The sequence below is a fragment of the Microcoleus sp. D2_18a_D3 genome (genome assembly GCF_036702455.1).
GTDB lineage: Bacteria > Cyanobacteriota > Cyanobacteriia > Cyanobacteriales > Microcoleaceae > Microcoleus.
Window position 1 is genome coordinate 181964 of sequence record NZ_JAUBTK010000002.1, and the last position, 16474, is coordinate 198437.

Sequence of the window (16474 nt, forward strand, 5' to 3'; positions counted from 1 at the left end):
CAAGTGAAAAAAGTTATTTCAAATTTCCATTTCGGTCTCAGTTTTTCTCGCTTCCTGCTTGTTGGAGTTCTGGCTTGGAGCAAGTTGCTGTTGGGAGAGGAGATTTTCAACTACTTCTGGTGAAATGTCGCACAGAAGTACCTCAAGATTACCTTTTTGGAGGCTGGCTTCAAAAACTATCTCGCTGTGAGAGTTAAAGCCTTTGACAGTACCCTTCGACTTGGATTTATCGCTGAATTCGACTTCAAAGTCGAGGCGCGAGCCTTGGGAATCGGTAAAGCTGACTTCATCTTGATTGCTTCTCTTTACCATTTCAGCTAGACGTTCTTGGTTGAGAGCTTGTTGAAAAATCTTTAAGCGGTCGAGTTCTTCTTTTTCTTCAGGTTTTAGGAAGTCGTTTGTAACTTCCCATTCTCCAGTTTTATTCTGTACTGCTGAAAACAGTTCCTCGCCTTCCTTAGTTTTTAAGCTGACAGCGGTAGAGGAGTCAAAATTTGTTACATAAAGTTTGGCTTGTCCAAAATCAACCCCGTCTTCTAATGCAATGCCTTCCGCATTTGCTTCTTCTTCAGCTAGGCTGTAAATTTTTGCCAGTGTTGCTGCAAGTTGGGCGTCCTGAGTAAGATTTTGGGCTGTCACAGTGATTTTTTTAGCAGTAGCGCTAGCGCTGTTGCTAGCTAGGATTGTTGATTCTAATGAAATTTTTTCACCTATTTCTGTTGCGTTTTGTACGAATTGGTCGCTGAGGGATGGAGTTGAGCTGTCGGGTGGTTCTAATTTTGCCTCGCCAGCTTGAACGCCTGTCTCGCTTTTTTGAAGAGAAAGTTTGTTCTCTAAAGCTTCTATTCGCTCTTCTAGGGTATCGAGTCGCTTTTCAAGTCGGTTGAGTGCTTCATTTATTTGTACGAGCTGTTCTTCAAAACTCGCCTCTGTGTCAATCTTAATAGAAGCCGTTTTTTCAGAATTGTTGTCTCTCACACGACCGGAAATTTTATCAACTTTTCCGTGGACTTTGCTAACAGCTTTAGCTAAGAGCATACCGGGTGTTGAGACAAATTCGGCATCCGGTTCAGGTAAGATGTTTTGTTCTGGTTCTGGCTCCGGTTCAGCTATTGGTAAAGCTTCGGATTCAACCGTTGCATCTGCAACTGAATCCGCTTCAGCCAAGTTGGTAACCCGCTGCGACAGCGAGTCAGCTCGCTGGCTTTGAGCTTTGAGCCTTTTGACAATATCGGCAACTTGGCGCTCTTTTCCAGCCCCAAGAGCAGCTTCTATAATTTGAGAAGCTGCTTTTTTCCCCATCAGAGTAGCGAGAACCGCAACTTGACCGCTCAGGCCGCTGACGGTTGTACCTTCTACCTCACTTCCAGAAATGGCTGTTCTACCACTAACTTGTACAGCAGCATCGAGGATACTATCGATGTTCTGGTCGTTTGATTTTTTGCCTTGAGGTTGCTGTTGGCTGGTTCGGGTTTTTGAAGGTGTGCGTGCTAAGGATTCAGCAACTTCTACCGCTTCATCTGTCTGAAGTTTTCTTTTGGCTTGGGATTTAGCTGATAATTCTTCGTCTTCCAAATCTTCTCGCTCAGAGTTTTTAAGGTGGCTTTTAGTTTGAGGCTTAGCTTTAGGTTGAGGTTTTTTGACTTCAAACTCATCTAACTCACTTAGCTCATCTCTCGGAGAGCGGCTTAAGGCTTTAGATTTAACCAGTGGTTCTTCCGACTCCAACTCCTCTACGTCATCTTTTCGGGGTCTTCTTTTGGTTTGAGAGTTGGGTGATGGCTCGTCGTCCTCCGAATTTTCTATTTCATCTTTTTTGGATTTGATATTGGCTTTAGATTTCGATTGGTGCGATGGTTCATCATCTTCTAAGTCATCTAGCAAATCGTCTTTTTTAGACTTGTTTGCCGTTTGAGATTTCGATCTACGCGAGGGTTGCTCATCCTCTAATTCATCTAGTAAATCGTCTTTTTTAGACTTAGTTCCAGCTTTAGATTTAGACTTGGGGGAGGGTTGCTCCTCATCCAATTCATCTAGTAAATCGTCTTTCTTAGACCTTGTTTTAGTTCGAGGCGAATCGAGTAATGCTTCAATTCCTGTTTTAGTAAATCGGTTGTCGTCCGGCTCTCCCAAGTGCTCCATCATGTACTTTCCTGTGGTAGAGCCGTACTCGGGTCGATCGCTCAAACTGAGGACGAGTCCGTTGTGCTTGACCTCCACGCTAATGCCAGGTTTGCCGTCTGCTTCCGTTAGTTCTTCAATTGCATCGGCAAAATCTTCTACGCTGGTGAGTCCGTTTTCCAGGCAGTAATCTAAAGCTTTCTCGCAGCGATTTCTTAGGTAGTTGAGGATTTTCTTGCCCTCGGCTGTGTTAGGGGTGATGTAGTTTCCCTGGCTTCGGCTTCGGTATGCTGTTTTTGTAGCCATAATCTTTGTGGCGGCGTGAGTGGATATTTCCCATGAAATTCGAGCAGTATGGCTAGTGACTTCACTCTAAAGTGCGGTTTTGGGGAGTTAAAGTGACCCCCTCCAATCGGAGGGGGAAGGCATTGATTAAGCGGAAGCAAAAGAAGTGTCATATCATATCCGTCAAAATACCCATAACACCGCAGGCTTCAATCTGTGTTGTACGAATGTCCTCAAGGGGGGTCAAAGTCGAATGTGTCTTTTCTTGCCTCATTCGACTTTGACCTCCGACAAGCAAGACACATTTAGGCAACACGCATTGAAAAGGTTTGCGCTTTTTCTATGATTTGCATGAGCCTGTATTTGTAAATTCGCCACAGCAAAGTAATAGAATTGCAATTACGGTCTAGTTACCGGACATAATATGACTTCCGAAATTACGTTAAAGTTGTGCGTCGGCAACTCTAATTGTTGAGGATGTGGCTGCTAATTCAGCATCGACTTTTAAGAGATATTTGAGAAAGTGAGCGCTGCTATTTTCCGAAAGCTTCTTAATAAATTGACCTGTTTTCAAGTCAGCAGCTAAGACCGGATTATCAGTTTCATCTCTGACTAAACACCTAACATTGTTGCGAGATTTGCTAATAAAAGCTGTCCAGTTTCCCACAGGAATTGTAGTTTCTCCAGTTTGGTTATATGCTTCACAAATCGCATCTTTCAGCAATTGTGAGAGGTAGGCGGGGCTGGCAGCAATGTCTTGGGATTGAGACGGTGGTTTGTTTTGGGTAGGGGTTGGCGATACAAGCGATCGCTCTTGACAAGGAGTTGGCGATACGGATAGCGATCGGTCTTGACAAAAGGTTGGCGGGACTTCTGAAAGTTCCTCAACTGATTCAATTAGTTGCACAGAGCTAGGGTTGATGTTTAAGATCAGAGCGCTGCCTTTAGGCGAGGGTTCAATAGTGGCCTCAAAGGTAGTGCCGATCGGCAATTTAGGTGAATTAGCAGAGAACATAGCTAATTCTTGTCCGTCAAGGAGGACAATAGCGCTGCCGTCGCGCCTCGAACCGCTACCGCTAACAGAACCCACCTCAAAAGTCAATGTTTTCTGCCTCCATTTGGGACTGCTAAAGTCAACATCTTTCAAGTCATTGTACTTCTGCCCAATCAGTTCAGCTCTGTCAAACTGAAAGGTTTGCAATTGCTGGCAAATTTCATCCGTAAATAGGTTGAGAACCAGTGCTGCTTTAGGTGTTTGGTTTTGGGACTCAAGCCAAGTATAATCAGCAGGAGCTACAATGCGGGAACTGACATCTTTGGTTCTGCCCAGACCATCACGGTAGGTTAAGTCTAAACTGTCGATGTCATTGGCATTCCCGCCAAACTTCTTCTCAAGAATTCCCACCAGTTTATCGCTGGGTTCAATTAAGGCAAAATTGACCATTGGCAGGCTCGGATGCAAAGTTGCTTCATATTTAATGCCTTTGCTGTCTAACAATTCTTTCCAATGTCCAGCTAAGTCTTTGCCAACTGGCTGTCGCTTCTTATCCCTGACAGTCTTATTGCTGCCGTCCCGTTCAAATTCCTCGAAAGGGACGCTCAGAACGTAAGTGTCTTTTGGCATTGCTTCGTGGAGTCGCTCGTACTCAGGTTCAAGGTTGAATTCAATCAGCAGTTGGCGAGAAAGTTCCTTACAAGCTTTGCGAGGGACTTCTAAGTTGGGATTTGCGGTTTCGACGTGCCACATAGCACTAGCAGCTAAAAACCGTTCTTCAGGGTCAGTCCAAGCTTCAGTTACATCGGCTCTTAAGCTCTCGTATAACTTGCTGACGGCTTCTTTAATTGCCTTAGAATCGCCGCCGCACTCCAAGTGAATTTCGCCCATCCTTTCTCGATAGCGTTCCTTAATATCTTGCGCCCACCTGACATAATGTTTCTCCCATTTTTCTCGCTCATCTAAGTCAGAAGGAGACTCAAACAAGTAGCGAAATTCGTCGCGGTGACGGCTTTTTAGACGAGTCGGTTCCCACTCAGGGTTAACAGCCTCCCTAGCAATGCAATTGATAGCGGTGCCGTCTCCTATAGGTAATGGCACCGTTTTGTAAAGCCTGGGGTCGTCTTTGTAGTCAAATAGGTAGCTTGGGTGCTGTTCTGACCACTGCTTAGCCTTGGACAGCAGGGTGGGGTGGTGGTCTTCGGTACGAGTAGCACTTTTGGGACTGTCCACTTCAATTTGCAGGGCATCAAATAGCTTTCCAAGAAGCTGCCGCTTCTGTTGATTGAATAAACTTTCTGGCTGTCCCGGTTCTGCTGCTGACGATTGCACTCTCCCGATTAAGGTAGCAACCCAGCCGATTTTATTTTGGGCGATCGCTACGGCAATTTGCCGCAATTTGGTATACTTGCGATCGCCATTACTATCGGTAGCTTTATTGTAGTCAACTTTCTCTCGCTTCTCAACTGCATCGTACTCATTCTCTTGATTAGCGTGCCTGGTTTCAGATGCGATATTCGGCATTCGGGAAGCAGGCGTAATCACTAATTGATCGCCGTCAAAATCACATTGATGATGCTGCATGGCTTGGTCAGAGCGAATGAAAACGCACCCTTTGTATTGCGTTAATGCGCGATGGCTTTTGTTGTCTACTGTGTAGCGGCGGATGTTATCTTTACTGACAATTGGGTATCGGGTAACGATGACTTCTGTGCCGTGTCGCAAGTGGGGGGCAACAATTGTACCGGGCTTGAGGCTTTCACAAGGTTGAGCCATTGCTGAACCATGATGAATTGCTCCTTTAATTGCTAAGTCTTTCCACTTTTTAGCCAGTTGTTCTTGCATGAAATCGACGACTTTGGGAAAGTCGAGGAGTTGACCGAGTTTGTCGTTCCTCAAAATTGAAATTAGCCGGGATTCGTTGCGTTGGGCTTTTTCATCTGTTTCGTCTTCTAATCCGCTGCTGTCTTCGTGAAGGCTAGATTGAAAAGCAGCTTTTTTGTCGTGCTGCTCCACTAAGTATTTGGCAAGTTGCAGCCGGTTATTTTGCAAGTCAGCTAGCTTTTGGGCTTCAATTTTGGTCGGTGTCGCGATGTCAGCCCCAATAGCTGCTTCGGAATACCAAATCGAAAACTGCCAGGAATTTTCGTATTCAGTTACTTTGGCGTTGCCTCGATTTCCCAGTATAGCTTTGGGAAATTCGTAGTCGCCACAGGGGATAAGTTCAGCTAATTGCAATGCGGCAACTCCTTTGATAGAGGAGCGATCCATGATGATATCATAACCCAAGTCGGAGGTTAAATTAGCATCAGGCAACAGCGTTCCTTTGGCAAGAAAGCTAATTTCTGGAGTGTGGCAGTCTTCTTGTCCCCATTCCTGCATCCAGGCAAATCTGAATTGAAAAGGTCGGTTGTAATTCCCTCCTAATTGTTGGGCTAGTGCCGGTGAAATTTTACCGTGACAGTCTCCGGTTTTCCACTTATGAGCTTTCGCTTTTTCACTCTGGTTATCGCTTTGAGAATCAACAATTTTGACTCGCAAGGTTTCGCCGTCAAGGGAGCTATCTAACAATTTGGCTCCTTGGTTGCAACTGCTAACTAGCAGTGAGCCGTAGCGACAGGCGTGGTCGGGTTGAGTTTTGAATACGCTCAACAGTTTGGTTGAGAGTTCAATGTCTGCAAAGTACACATTTTTGCCTGAGCTGAAAGCAACTCTTCTGGTAATACCATCTCCGAAATCGATGTTTTTCAGAGGGTCGAAGCTGCTATCATTTGGGTCTGGTTTAACGATGCTTAGGGATGCTAATTCTTCAGGTTCAAAAAGCAGTTCAAGCAGGGAGTTACGCAGCACTTCTGATTCAGCTTGGTATCGCCCCTTTGCTCTACCGTCAGTCAAGGACATATCAAAGACTGGGATTTTTAGTCCTTCCCCAGCTACCCATTCTGTGGAGCGATATTCGGGGGTAAGTTTTCTTCTGCTCATTGATTAGCTCCTGAATCCTAGTTTTTACATTTTTAGGACTTACGCACAGTAATAGTCCAGATTTTGACAAGGTTGTTCCTTCACAAATTCCTGCTACTGAGTGATATTTACCCCCTCCAATTGGAGGGGTTTAGAAGAAAGAAGTAGCGTGTTACAATCAGAATGACAATCCCAATGTGGAGAAAAAAAGTGAAAGTAGTTCGCACAACTACGGCTATGGAAAGCCAACGGGATTATTTCTCTGATAGCGATAGCGATGCACTTGCTCGCGTTGCTTTTGGAGAAGGTGAAAACAGTCAGCAGTTTGGAGGTTTGAGTTTTGATGCTGACGGGGTTATTAAAGATAGAGTGTCAAAGTTGTTCAACGTCACCGAAGAACAAGTGGAGAACCCTCAATACTGGATTGATTTGTAAGAGATACCGACCGAAATTAAGTCTTCGCTCTTACAAAACAAACGTGTCACATTGTAATACCATTTGTAAAAAGTCTTGCTACAATCTGCATCGTTGGGTTTATTTCACGAAATCAACCTACTGTTGCTACTGTTGCTACTGTTGCATGACTTTTCATAAATGGTATAATTCGGAGGTGTCTAATTCGGATATGTCTAATAATTCAGGTGTCAAATCAAGGCCTTCCTGACACCTGAAAAGATGGCTAACGCCGTTTTTTGGACGGCGTTTTATCCGAAGAACGACTCTCAAGCGTCTGGTTGGCTTGAAGAGAGTGCAAATTGTTACCGGGAAGCAAGCTGTAAACCACTTTGCGCTTGCGGAAAACCCTAGTGCCATCTACAGGCATTCCTTTTTTCCAAGCGTCTGCAATCGCCTTTTTGTCGGCAGAAATTACGGTTTTGGTTTCGACTCGGCGATAGGGTTCTGGCAGTTGAAATGGGTCAATCAAAACTTCACAGGTAGGCGGATTTTCCTTGACAGTAATGCGGCGGTGTTTGCCAATAACTTCGGAAGTTAACACGCCGCACTCGTTGAAGTAGAGAACGGTTTTGTCTAAGCGCTCTCTCCACCCCTGGAGTTTGTTGAGAGCTCTTGAATGCAGTTCTATCAAATACTGCATTCGCGCTGTAATTCCTGCAATTTCGGCATCAATTTGGTCGGCTAAGTCGGCATGGGCATCAACAGCGAGTTCCTGGGTTTCTTGGGTTTGCCAAAGGGATTGCAGCAGTTGGTCGATTTCTTCTGAGCTTTCTGCAGATTCTAGTTGATGCCAAACTTGAGCCGCAGTTATTGAACTTTGAGCAAGCGTCGCTGTGGCTAAATTCATGCTTAGTATCCTCCGTTGATGCAGGTGTGATAATAATCGCGGCGTTCTTCGAGTTGAGTAAGCGCAGCCATTGTTTCCGGGTCGGATTTAAGAGAGATTTGTTTGTCCTTTTGAATTTTGCTAACTGGTTGAGAATGAGTTAAATTTTGTGAGTTTGACTGGGTGATTTTTTGCATACAATTCAAAAAACTTTCTTAAAAATAGCGCGACCGCGCTCTTAAAAAAAGGAGTATTTAAAGTTATGAATTATCCTATAGTTTTTTACCCAAAAGTGGTAATGCAATTCTGCCATCAATATCCTTTGCCAGAGGCAACTTCTAGTTGTGCCACCTCATCCCAACTTCAAGAAACTCAACAATTCGAGCAACCTGTTGTTTTGCTGACTCCGCCTCAACCACCTGTGGTGTTACCTGTCAAGTTGCTGTGGTTAATTTGGGTGTTTTGGCTCTATGGTGCGATCGCACTTCCGCTATTAGCTATTTCTTGGGGTTGGCTGTGGTGGGAAATGCTGTTGGTAGTAGCTGCTTATTCATGTTTAATTGCGGCTGCTTATAGTTATGTGTTTGGTTGTCGCCAAAAGCTGGTATCCAGGTATAAGCAGCAAGTTCTTGAGTACAAACAACAAGAGATGTTATCCCAACAAGAGATATTATCCCAACAAAAAAGATTATCCCAACAAGAGATATTATACCAACAAGAGATATTATCCAACCAACAGCAGGAATTTTCTAGTTTTAAGCTAGGAAAAGAAGGGTTGCAGACAGTTTTTAAAAGTGTAAAAATTGACTTACATCACAGAAATCGAGCGCTCAAGGATTTGATGTCACTTCGGGTTAGTCCTAATGGCACATCTCAAGCTCGGCAAGGAGTGAGTGAACAACGCTTTTTGCAATACTTACAGCAATATTTCGAGGAAGTTGTCCAAGCAGCAGAGTTTAAAATTCCGTTATCTCAGAGGAGCTATTCAGCAGATTTTACTGTAATTCACACTCCATCTGGACTCGGAATTGATGTCGAGATTGATGAACCTTATGCTGGCAAATCTAAGAAGCCCACTCACTGTTGCGATGCTGACAGGGATATGCGCCGCAATCAATTATTCTTAGAGTGGAATTGGATTGTGGTTAGGTTTACTGAAAAGCAGGTGGTTCAGGCTCCTTTGAGCTGCTGTAAATTCCTGGCGATTGCGATCGCCTTTGTAACGGGCGATCGCTCTTATTTAAAGCAACTGGAAACTCAACCCGATTTGCTGAGCGTCAAACCTTGGACAACAAGAGAGGCAAGGGCTATGGCTAAAAGCAACTATCGCCTTACTTATTTACCTGGATTTGGTGTCGGTTCTGCTTGCGATCGGCTTTCAAAGTTTTGATTAAGCACACGCAATATCCGAGTTATTGACTGCGATAAATGTTTATAATTAATACAAAGGAGATAAAATAGATATGCTGTCATTTGAAGAGGGGTTCATTGAAAGTCAACAACTCAACCAAAGACTTTTGCAAACGATTCGCTTAGTTGGAGAGTACAAGGGAAAGCAGGAGTTATTTAAGCAACAAGCGCCACAAGTTTTAGGCACTTTGCGCCAAGCTGCGGTTATTCAGAGTACCGAATCTTCTAACCGCATTGAAGGAATTACTGTGCCGCTAGAACGGATTAAGAAATTAGTAACTGAAAAAACAACGCCGCGCGATAGTTCAGAACAAGAAATTGCGGGTTATCGGGACGTGCTAACTACAATTCACACCAATTATACCCACATTCCTTTTAGTACAGGGTTTATTTTATCAGAAAAATTGGGTTTAAAGCCCCGTCCTTCTAGGACGGCTTTAGTTTCTATAAAGTGTAAAGAATGATTAAACATACGCATTTTGTAAACATAGTGTTTCGTAATACGGTAAGATATTTGAATGATAACATTAGAGTTTAAGTTGAAAGCCAAAGGGAAGCAATACCGAGTCATTGACGAGATGATTAGGACGGCTCAATTTGTCCGAAATAAAACTCTTAGGTATTGGACAGAGAATCAAGGGGTTAAGTTAGTTGACCTGTACAAACAATGCGCCATTATGGCAAAAGAGTTTGAATGGGCAGGTAAGCTTAATTCGATGGCACGTCAGGCTTCTGCCGAACGTGCCATTTTTGCTATCCAACGTTTTTGGGCTAATTGCTTTCGCCAAGAAACCAGGAAAAAAGGGATACCCGCAGTTCAATTAGAGGGTTGCAGGAAAGGTGTCCGACAGTGGGCATTGATTTAATTCGCCGTTTATTGCGCCGGGAGAGAGATGCTGGGCGTTTGCAATGTCGGGGGCGAGGGGTAGATGCTCGCTGGCAAAAGCAGTAGCTACAGAACTTATGCACAAGCAACTGCGTGTTGAGTAGAATCATAAAACTCAACACTCAGTTGCAACTATTTATGCAATTAGTAAGTTGTACTGCATTTAAATTGTAGAGCTCAATGACCTTCAAAAATTGTCAAATCCTCTCTCCCTCGAACACCATAGACCAATATGCTTGGGTTAAGAACAATCTGACTTTTAAAAGATGCATATATTGCCATAAAATCGTAACAGAGATAGAATTCGTTAGAGAGCGTTAACCCAAGCGTATTGCACCATAGACAATAGAGTTGCATTGCATTTATTCGCTCTTCAATCAGGAAATTATCTGCGTTTATTTGCGTTGAGCTGTCTTGAATCTGCGGTTAACCTATTAATCAAAGATTTAGGCAATTCAAGTCTAATCTAGATGCACAACAGGTTATTAGTTAAGTGCTGCTTCTGCATCGAGTTTGTTAACCTGCTGTCGCCCGAACAATTCTTGTGAAAGTTCGGGCCACCTTTCCAGAGTGGGGTCTTTTGCGACTACCAACTGTGCTGCTTTCCTAGCTTGCTCTAGTATGGCCTGGTCGTTGATTAAATCAGCCTTGGCAAATTCTGGCAGTCCCGCCTGCTGGGTTCCTAATACCTGACCTGGCCCTCGCAATCTCAAATCCATTTCTGCTAGAAAGAAGCCGTCTTGCGAAGTTTCCATTATCTTGAGCCGCTCTCTAGAATTATTTGATTTGGAATCGCTTACCAACAAGCAGTAAGATTGTGCCGTGCTCCGTCCTACCCTGCCTCTGAGTTGGTGCAATTGTGACAAGCCAAATCGTTCCGCGTGTTCGATTAACATGACTGTGGCATTGGGGACATCAACTCCGACTTCAACAACCGTCGTAGAGACGAGAATTTGAGTTTTATGGGCAATAAAGTTGGCGATTTCTGTTTCTTTCTCGGCGGAATTCATGCGACCGTGTAGCAGCCCGATATTGACATTGCGGAAAATATTTTCCCTCAAGTACCGATGCTCCTCAATGGCGGCTTTGAGGTCAAGCCGTTCAGATTCTTCGACAAGTGGCAGAATGATGTAGGCTTGATAGCCCAGTTGGATTTGTTGTCGAATTATTTCGTGAGCTTTGTGGCGAGTTCTACTCGTAAATAGCTGAGTTTGAATTGGCTCTCTCCCCGGTGGCAGTTCGTCCAGCAGGCTGATGTCTAAATCGCCGTGCAGTGTCAGGGCTAAAGTTCTAGGGATGGGTGTGGCGGTCATTGTCAGAATGTGAGGGCTAATGCCTTTTTGCTGCAACTTGAGCCGCTGTTGAACTCCAAATCGATGCTGTTCGTCGATCGCCACAAAACCCAGTTTCTTAAAGCTTACAGTATTTTGAATCAGTGCGTGAGTACCGATTAGCAAGGGAAGAAGCCCCAAGTTTAATCCTTTGGCAATTTCTTGACGAATCTTAGCTGTTGTGGAGCCTGTTAACAGCGTTACAGACAATCCCAGCGGCTCAAACCATTCACTGAGTTTGCGGTAGTGTTGGGAGGCTAACACTTCAGTCGGTGCCATTAGTGCTGTTTGATAACCGGATTGAATTGCTGCAAGGATGGCGACTGCTGCTACTACTGTTTTGCCGGCACCGACATCTCCTTGTACTAAGCGATTCATCGGAGTTGGTTTGCTCATGTCTGACAGAATTTCGGCAATGACTCTTTGCTGTGCTTTGGTTAGGGTAAAAGGTAAATTCTTGTAAAGTTTTCTGAGCTGTTTTCCTGTTGAGTTTAGGGAGTATCCTGGCTGTTGTTGCAAGGTATATCGGTGCTGCAATAGCCTTAATTGCAAGTAGAAAAATTCATCGAACACTAAGCGGTGGCGGGCAGATTCGAGGGTATTGCTGTCTGGGGGACAGTGAATATGTGCGATAGCTTTTTGGAGAGCTATTAACCCAAAACGTTTGCGAAGTCGTTGTGGCAGCGGGTCTTCAATAAAACCAACACAGTCAAGTGCTGTACGAATACAATGCCGGACTAGCTCGTTAGTTATGCCTTTAGTTAAGCGGTAAACTGGTACAATAGAGGTCGTGCTGGCTTTAGCATCTTCAAAGCTAACAACTTTAACTGTTGGGTTGCTGATGGTTTTACCATAGCTATCTTGTTTGACTTTTCCTGTCACTAATACAATAGCACCTTGTTTGTAAAGTTCGGCTTGGTGGGAACGCCATAGTTGCGATTGGTAATAGCTGTGGTTGTAAAATTGAGTGCAAACTATTCTGCCGGTTTGGTCGCAGACAATCCATTTTTGTAATGTAAGTTCTGGTTTAGTACGGCAGTCGAAGATACTGTGGTTGATAATTTTGCCTGCAATTGTTACGCAATCTCCTGTTTTTGTCTCAGCAATCCGAGTGCGTTTGAAGGCGAGATGTTCTCTAGGAAAATAGTAGAGTAGGTCTGCAATGGTGCGAAGACCTAGTTTTGCTAATTTTTGAGCTTCTGGAACAGCAATCCCAGACAAATGTTGTAAGGTGAGAGTTAAATCCATATTTTTGAAGGGATTTGAATTGGCTGAGAGTTAGCCGCGAACGCGGCTCATTTCCCGAGGGCTAATCCATCTATCAACAAGGAGGAAAATTTTGGTTGGCGTGGCTGAATTTGGGTATTAAATTTGTAGGGGCAATCACCCCGTAGTTGCCCACCGCTGACGTGACGGGTAAGCACTCTTATAATTAGGGCTTGCTAAAAAAGTGTACAGAGTGGATAAACGAGACTACAACACTTCGGACAGTTTTCTATCGCTAACGGTATAATGAGGGTTTCAGGCTTTCGTCAAGCTCGGATACAAACGGTAGAATGGCACTTTCAGGCTCTCATTCAAAAACTGTCCGAAGTATTGAGACTAGACAGCTTGAAAAATAGTAGGTTCGTTGCCTAATTCCCAAATTTACCCAGAGACTTCCCTGTGAAAGTCCAAGGGTTTTGAACCTCGCTTATCTTATAACTTGTACTTGTTCGAGCCCAAAAAGATTGAAACCCTTATCTGGTCTGCCTTCTGTTTTTATTCAGTCAGCCCTAATTACGTATAGGCAAAATAATACTTTGATTCAGCAGCGCCACAAAACCTTTCTGGCGTAGTTTTTGGAATTTATAAGATTTTAAACAGAAGAGATTTATGGCAATAATTAAGACAGTTTGAGGCGCCTTTATTTAAGCATAAATGAGTAAAATTTCAATTTTTATTTAATTGGCTGGTAATCGGAATATTTCAAAGCCAAAGCCAAAAAAGGTTCTGTATAATACAAAGCAAGTTGATTGCTAGGGCCATTAAAAACTGCATCAAAGGCGTGTTCAGCCCAAGGAATTTCGAGCAAAATAGTACGCGCGGCGAAGCTATCCCGTAGGGAATCGCCCGTGGCTCGCAATCGTTCCTAGAGCGATCGCCCAAACTTAGCCTGAACGATATGATCGCGACCTGCATAAACCAGTAGGCAAGGGGGAAGATTGGGTTTAATATAATTAATGGGGGAAGCCCGGTGGTAAAGCTCATTGAGTTCGTTTGGGGTTCCTCCCAGAAAGGCACGCAAGACGGCTCGAACGTCGATCGCATCAGGAAAAGATGGGTCATTGTATCCCCCAATAAGGTCGTTTGGCCCGTAATAGTTCACCACTGCTCTAACTGGAAGCACACTAGAATCATAAGCAGTTAGCATTGCTAAATGGGCACCTGCAGACCTTCCCATCAAAGCAATTCGATCGAGATCGATGGACCAATCACCAGCATGAGTTTTGATATAGGAAAGAGCGGCTTGTACATCCTCAAGCTGAGCAGGAAATCGATACTTGGGAGCGTGGCGGTAAGCAATTGCAACCACACAATAGCCTTGGGCGGCCATGTAGCGGCTGAATTCCTCATTGGAATCGGGATTGCCTCTCTGCCAAGCTCCCCCGTAGAGTGTGATAATCGCCGGATATTTGCCAATTTCCACCGGCCGATAAAGGTTTAGTTGCAGTGAAACTCCGTCAGGGTTGGCAAATCCAATAGCCCGATCGATCCTAACCTCTCTAATCGGAATTCCCCGGAACGCATCTGCTAGGATAAACGGTTGAGGGTGTAGCTGCGCGCGTAGAGCTTGAGGAACGGTTGCTAAATAGTTTGTTCCTAGAACTGCTTGCATTTCGGTAGCTATTGCTGCATTGGCTTCTGGGAATTGCATCAGGGGAAGCAGGCTCAGAATTAGGGCGAACAGGTTACAAATCGGTAAAATAATGTAGACTTTGCGTTGATGTCGTCTGGGCCGGTTCAGCAGAAGGGCGATCGCATTGATACCGACTAACCAAGGACTAATTTCTGGTGCTCCCACCGCCAAAGGGTACAGAAACAGCGTGGGTGCTGGTACGATGACCCATAAACTGAGAAATAGCGCGATCGCACTCAAGAACCAAGGGATAAATTGCGAGATTAAGAACGCTGCCAATAATGGTAACTTTTTGCGGCTATTCTTGGGGAGCATCGGATTTTCTGCTCCTAATTTTTAATCAGCTTAAACTAATATGGCGGTTACTACTAAGTGTGAGGTATGGTAGCAGTAATCTGTAAACCAGCTAGCCAGGATTTGAGAGAGAATTAAGTAGGTCAAAGATACAGAACGATAGTTCACGCCTACACGCATTTGTAGGACAAAACAGTTCCGGTCAAGCATCAGTGTTGCAAACATTGCATTATCTTAGTTTACCAAATTTGTGCAAATAGGGCAGAAGCGTTTGTGGTTCTTTTGCCTCTTGATTGTTCTCTCAAAACTTTTGTCTGCAACCCAGCATTCTGCCAGAACAAATTTTATTCCGCGTTCTCGGGCTGCGCCGCAAAACTTAGCCCCTCTGCCTTTTTTATGCTGATAAAGCCTTTCGTCCAAATCTTTAGTCCAGCCGACATAGTGTTGAGACGGACGAGTCGGACATATCGGCTGCTCAAAGTGCAGGAGATATACATATCCTGCTATTGTGTTTGCCATTTTTGAATGTGGTTTTAATGTTGGCTATTGGCTGCCGGAGAAACAAACTTGTCTCTCCGGCATAATTGAATTACCAGTCGATTTTTAGCTCGCAGTTTTTGTGGCTGCCGTTGCTGCTACCATTGCTGCTGTCGTTGTTGCTGTCGTTGTTGCTATCGTTGTTGCTTTCGAGAGGGAATTGGAAGTTTAATGCCAGCAGTTCTTGTTCAATAATTGACTTTCGATCTTGGACTTTTTTGTCTCTCACAAGTCGCAGAGCGTGGATTATTTTGTCGAGCGTTTGATAGCTTGTTTGTTGAAAATTCAGTACAAGTGTTGTTTCCTTGCCCATGATGTACAGTTCGTTTTCTGTTTGGTGGACGCAGGTTAAATTATTGAAGTAATAGGTGTAGGTTTGCGATAGTTCCATTTTTTTTTCCGATGCTTTATTTTTGGGCGCGACAGCGCTCATAAATTTGTTTTTTCGTAAATGTTAGTGAGTACGATAAAATGTATAAATAATTTATTTTTACCCATGTTGACTCACAAATTATTTGAGCAAGCACGGCCTCAATTTACTTAATAGTTACGCCAAAATAGTTGATAAATACGTTAAAAAAGCTGTCAAAATTAGTGGTAGCAATATCAGTAATTGGTATTCCTGCCTGGTAAGAATAATTGGGGGGATAAAACGGTTTACCCACCGTTATCAAAACCCTGAGATGCCAGAACTACCCAGTAATTTATGTCGCAACCAGGAAATTTGTTAGCTAGCGCTTTTATTTAATAAAAATCAAATTTTTAAGTGGCAATAACTAATCCAGTTCGAGGTTTTGGGTGTGCGGTTTATGCTGTTGGTGATTTTGTTTATGAGTTGGCTGTTCTTGTTCAATTAATTGTATCCAGATATCATTCCAACTTGACGGTGGATTGACAAGTTCTGCATCCGGTAGCAACGAGATCGCATTTCGAGCGAGCTGAGAATTTTCGGCAATCGCTATAATAACGCTATCGAGTTCTTGTAAGAATTGTATAGGTAGTTGTGAAGCTCGTTCAATTCCTAGGTAAATTGTGGGTGGTGCTGTTGTAGAGTTATCCTGTTCAATAAGCAAAAGTGAAAGGGCTTCGATTGGGTTACAGGCAATTACAGCTCGCTCAATTTCTCCGGTAGTGGCTACCCAGAAAGCAGCTTCAGATGACAGGGGATGGGTTGTAGTAAAGTTGCCTCTTTCATCGAGGACAAAAGCGAGCCTGGGTTCCCCCTCAAGCGTCCGTCCTGTAAAGACAGCCTTTTCTGAGCCGGCATACAGCCAAGAATGAGAGTGCAATAAATCGAGCAATTCTAAAGGTAAACTGTACTCGACTGCTAGATGCGATCGCACTTTTTGCCACTGAGTTTCATTCCTTTCAGGCAGGATTGACAGTTGTAACTCTAGCTCATTTGCTGTTGCAGGAATTGCAGGTGTAGTTGTTTCTAGCTCAGATTGTGACGACTCTAACTCATTTGCTGTTG

The 16474-nt window shown here is 44.0% G+C and carries 13 protein-coding genes and 1 pseudogene; 4 read left to right on the plus strand and 10 right to left on the minus strand.

The window, feature by feature from the left end; all coding sequences use genetic code 11:
- Positions 1-18 precede the first annotated feature (18 nt).
- Entirely contained in the window at positions 19-2427 is a 2409-nt protein-coding gene (locus tag QUB06_RS02280; RefSeq protein WP_333151778.1) for a hypothetical protein, read from the minus strand.
- Positions 2428-2848: 421 nt separating this feature from the next.
- Positions 2849-6382 carry a hypothetical protein gene (locus tag QUB06_RS02285; RefSeq protein ID WP_333151776.1) on the minus strand — a complete coding sequence of 1178 codons (3534 nt, stop codon included), beginning with the start codon at positions 6380-6382 and terminating at the stop codon, positions 2849-2851.
- Between the two features lie 189 nt (positions 6383-6571).
- Here QUB06_RS02285 and QUB06_RS02290 point away from each other — a divergent pair, with 189 nt between their 5' ends.
- Positions 6572-6796: a hypothetical protein gene (locus tag QUB06_RS02290; protein WP_333257829.1), complete on the plus strand. Its 225-nt coding sequence runs from the start codon at positions 6572-6574 to the stop codon at positions 6794-6796.
- A 244-nt stretch (positions 6797-7040) separates the two neighbouring features.
- Here QUB06_RS02290 and QUB06_RS02295 read toward each other — a convergent pair whose 3' ends face one another.
- Positions 7041-7664 (minus strand): siphovirus Gp157 family protein, encoded by a 624-nt coding sequence (locus tag QUB06_RS02295; protein ID WP_333151772.1) that lies wholly within the window; start codon positions 7662-7664, stop codon positions 7041-7043.
- A gap of 2 nt (positions 7665-7666) precedes the next feature.
- Positions 7667-7840: a hypothetical protein gene (locus QUB06_RS02300; RefSeq protein WP_015179625.1), complete on the minus strand. Its 174-nt coding sequence runs from the start codon at positions 7838-7840 to the stop codon at positions 7667-7669.
- Between the two features lie 65 nt (positions 7841-7905).
- Here QUB06_RS02300 and QUB06_RS02305 point away from each other — a divergent pair, with 65 nt between their 5' ends.
- The 3 genes from QUB06_RS02305 to QUB06_RS02315 all read left to right on the plus strand — a co-directional run bounded on the left by QUB06_RS02305 (position 7906) and on the right by QUB06_RS02315 (position 9919).
- Entirely contained in the window at positions 7906-9033 is a 1128-nt protein-coding gene (locus QUB06_RS02305; RefSeq protein ID WP_333148364.1) for a hypothetical protein, read from the plus strand.
- A gap of 73 nt (positions 9034-9106) precedes the next feature.
- Positions 9107-9517 (plus strand): hypothetical protein, encoded by a 411-nt coding sequence (locus QUB06_RS02310; RefSeq protein WP_333147739.1) that lies wholly within the window; start codon positions 9107-9109, stop codon positions 9515-9517.
- 54 nt (positions 9518-9571) lie between these two features.
- Positions 9572-9919 carry a transposase gene (locus tag QUB06_RS02315; RefSeq protein WP_333147741.1) on the plus strand — a complete coding sequence of 116 codons (348 nt, stop codon included), beginning with the start codon at positions 9572-9574 and terminating at the stop codon, positions 9917-9919.
- Between the two features lie 505 nt (positions 9920-10424).
- Here the strand turns inward: QUB06_RS02315 and recG are convergent.
- The 6 genes and pseudogenes from recG to QUB06_RS02345 all read right to left on the minus strand — a co-directional run.
- Positions 10425-12518 carry an ATP-dependent DNA helicase RecG gene (recG, locus tag QUB06_RS02320; RefSeq protein ID WP_333147743.1) on the minus strand — a complete coding sequence of 698 codons (2094 nt, stop codon included), beginning with the start codon at positions 12516-12518 and terminating at the stop codon, positions 10425-10427.
- 691 nt (positions 12519-13209) lie between these two features.
- The gene (locus QUB06_RS02325; protein ID WP_333147746.1) at positions 13210-13395 is read right to left on the minus strand and encodes a hypothetical protein; all 186 of its coding nucleotides are present in this window, start codon (positions 13393-13395) and stop codon (positions 13210-13212) included.
- 6 nt (positions 13396-13401) lie between these two features.
- Entirely contained in the window at positions 13402-14484 is a 1083-nt protein-coding gene (locus tag QUB06_RS02330; protein ID WP_333147748.1) for an alpha/beta hydrolase, read from the minus strand.
- A 213-nt stretch (positions 14485-14697) separates the two neighbouring features.
- Positions 14698-14982 (minus strand): GIY-YIG nuclease family protein, encoded by a 285-nt coding sequence (locus QUB06_RS02335; RefSeq protein WP_333147750.1) that lies wholly within the window; start codon positions 14980-14982, stop codon positions 14698-14700.
- A gap of 70 nt (positions 14983-15052) precedes the next feature.
- Positions 15053-15391 carry a hypothetical protein gene (locus QUB06_RS02340; RefSeq protein ID WP_333147752.1) on the minus strand — a complete coding sequence of 113 codons (339 nt, stop codon included), beginning with the start codon at positions 15389-15391 and terminating at the stop codon, positions 15053-15055.
- A 385-nt stretch (positions 15392-15776) separates the two neighbouring features.
- Positions 15777-16474: pseudogene (locus tag QUB06_RS02345) on the minus strand (relaxase/mobilization nuclease domain-containing protein); the annotation flags it as partial.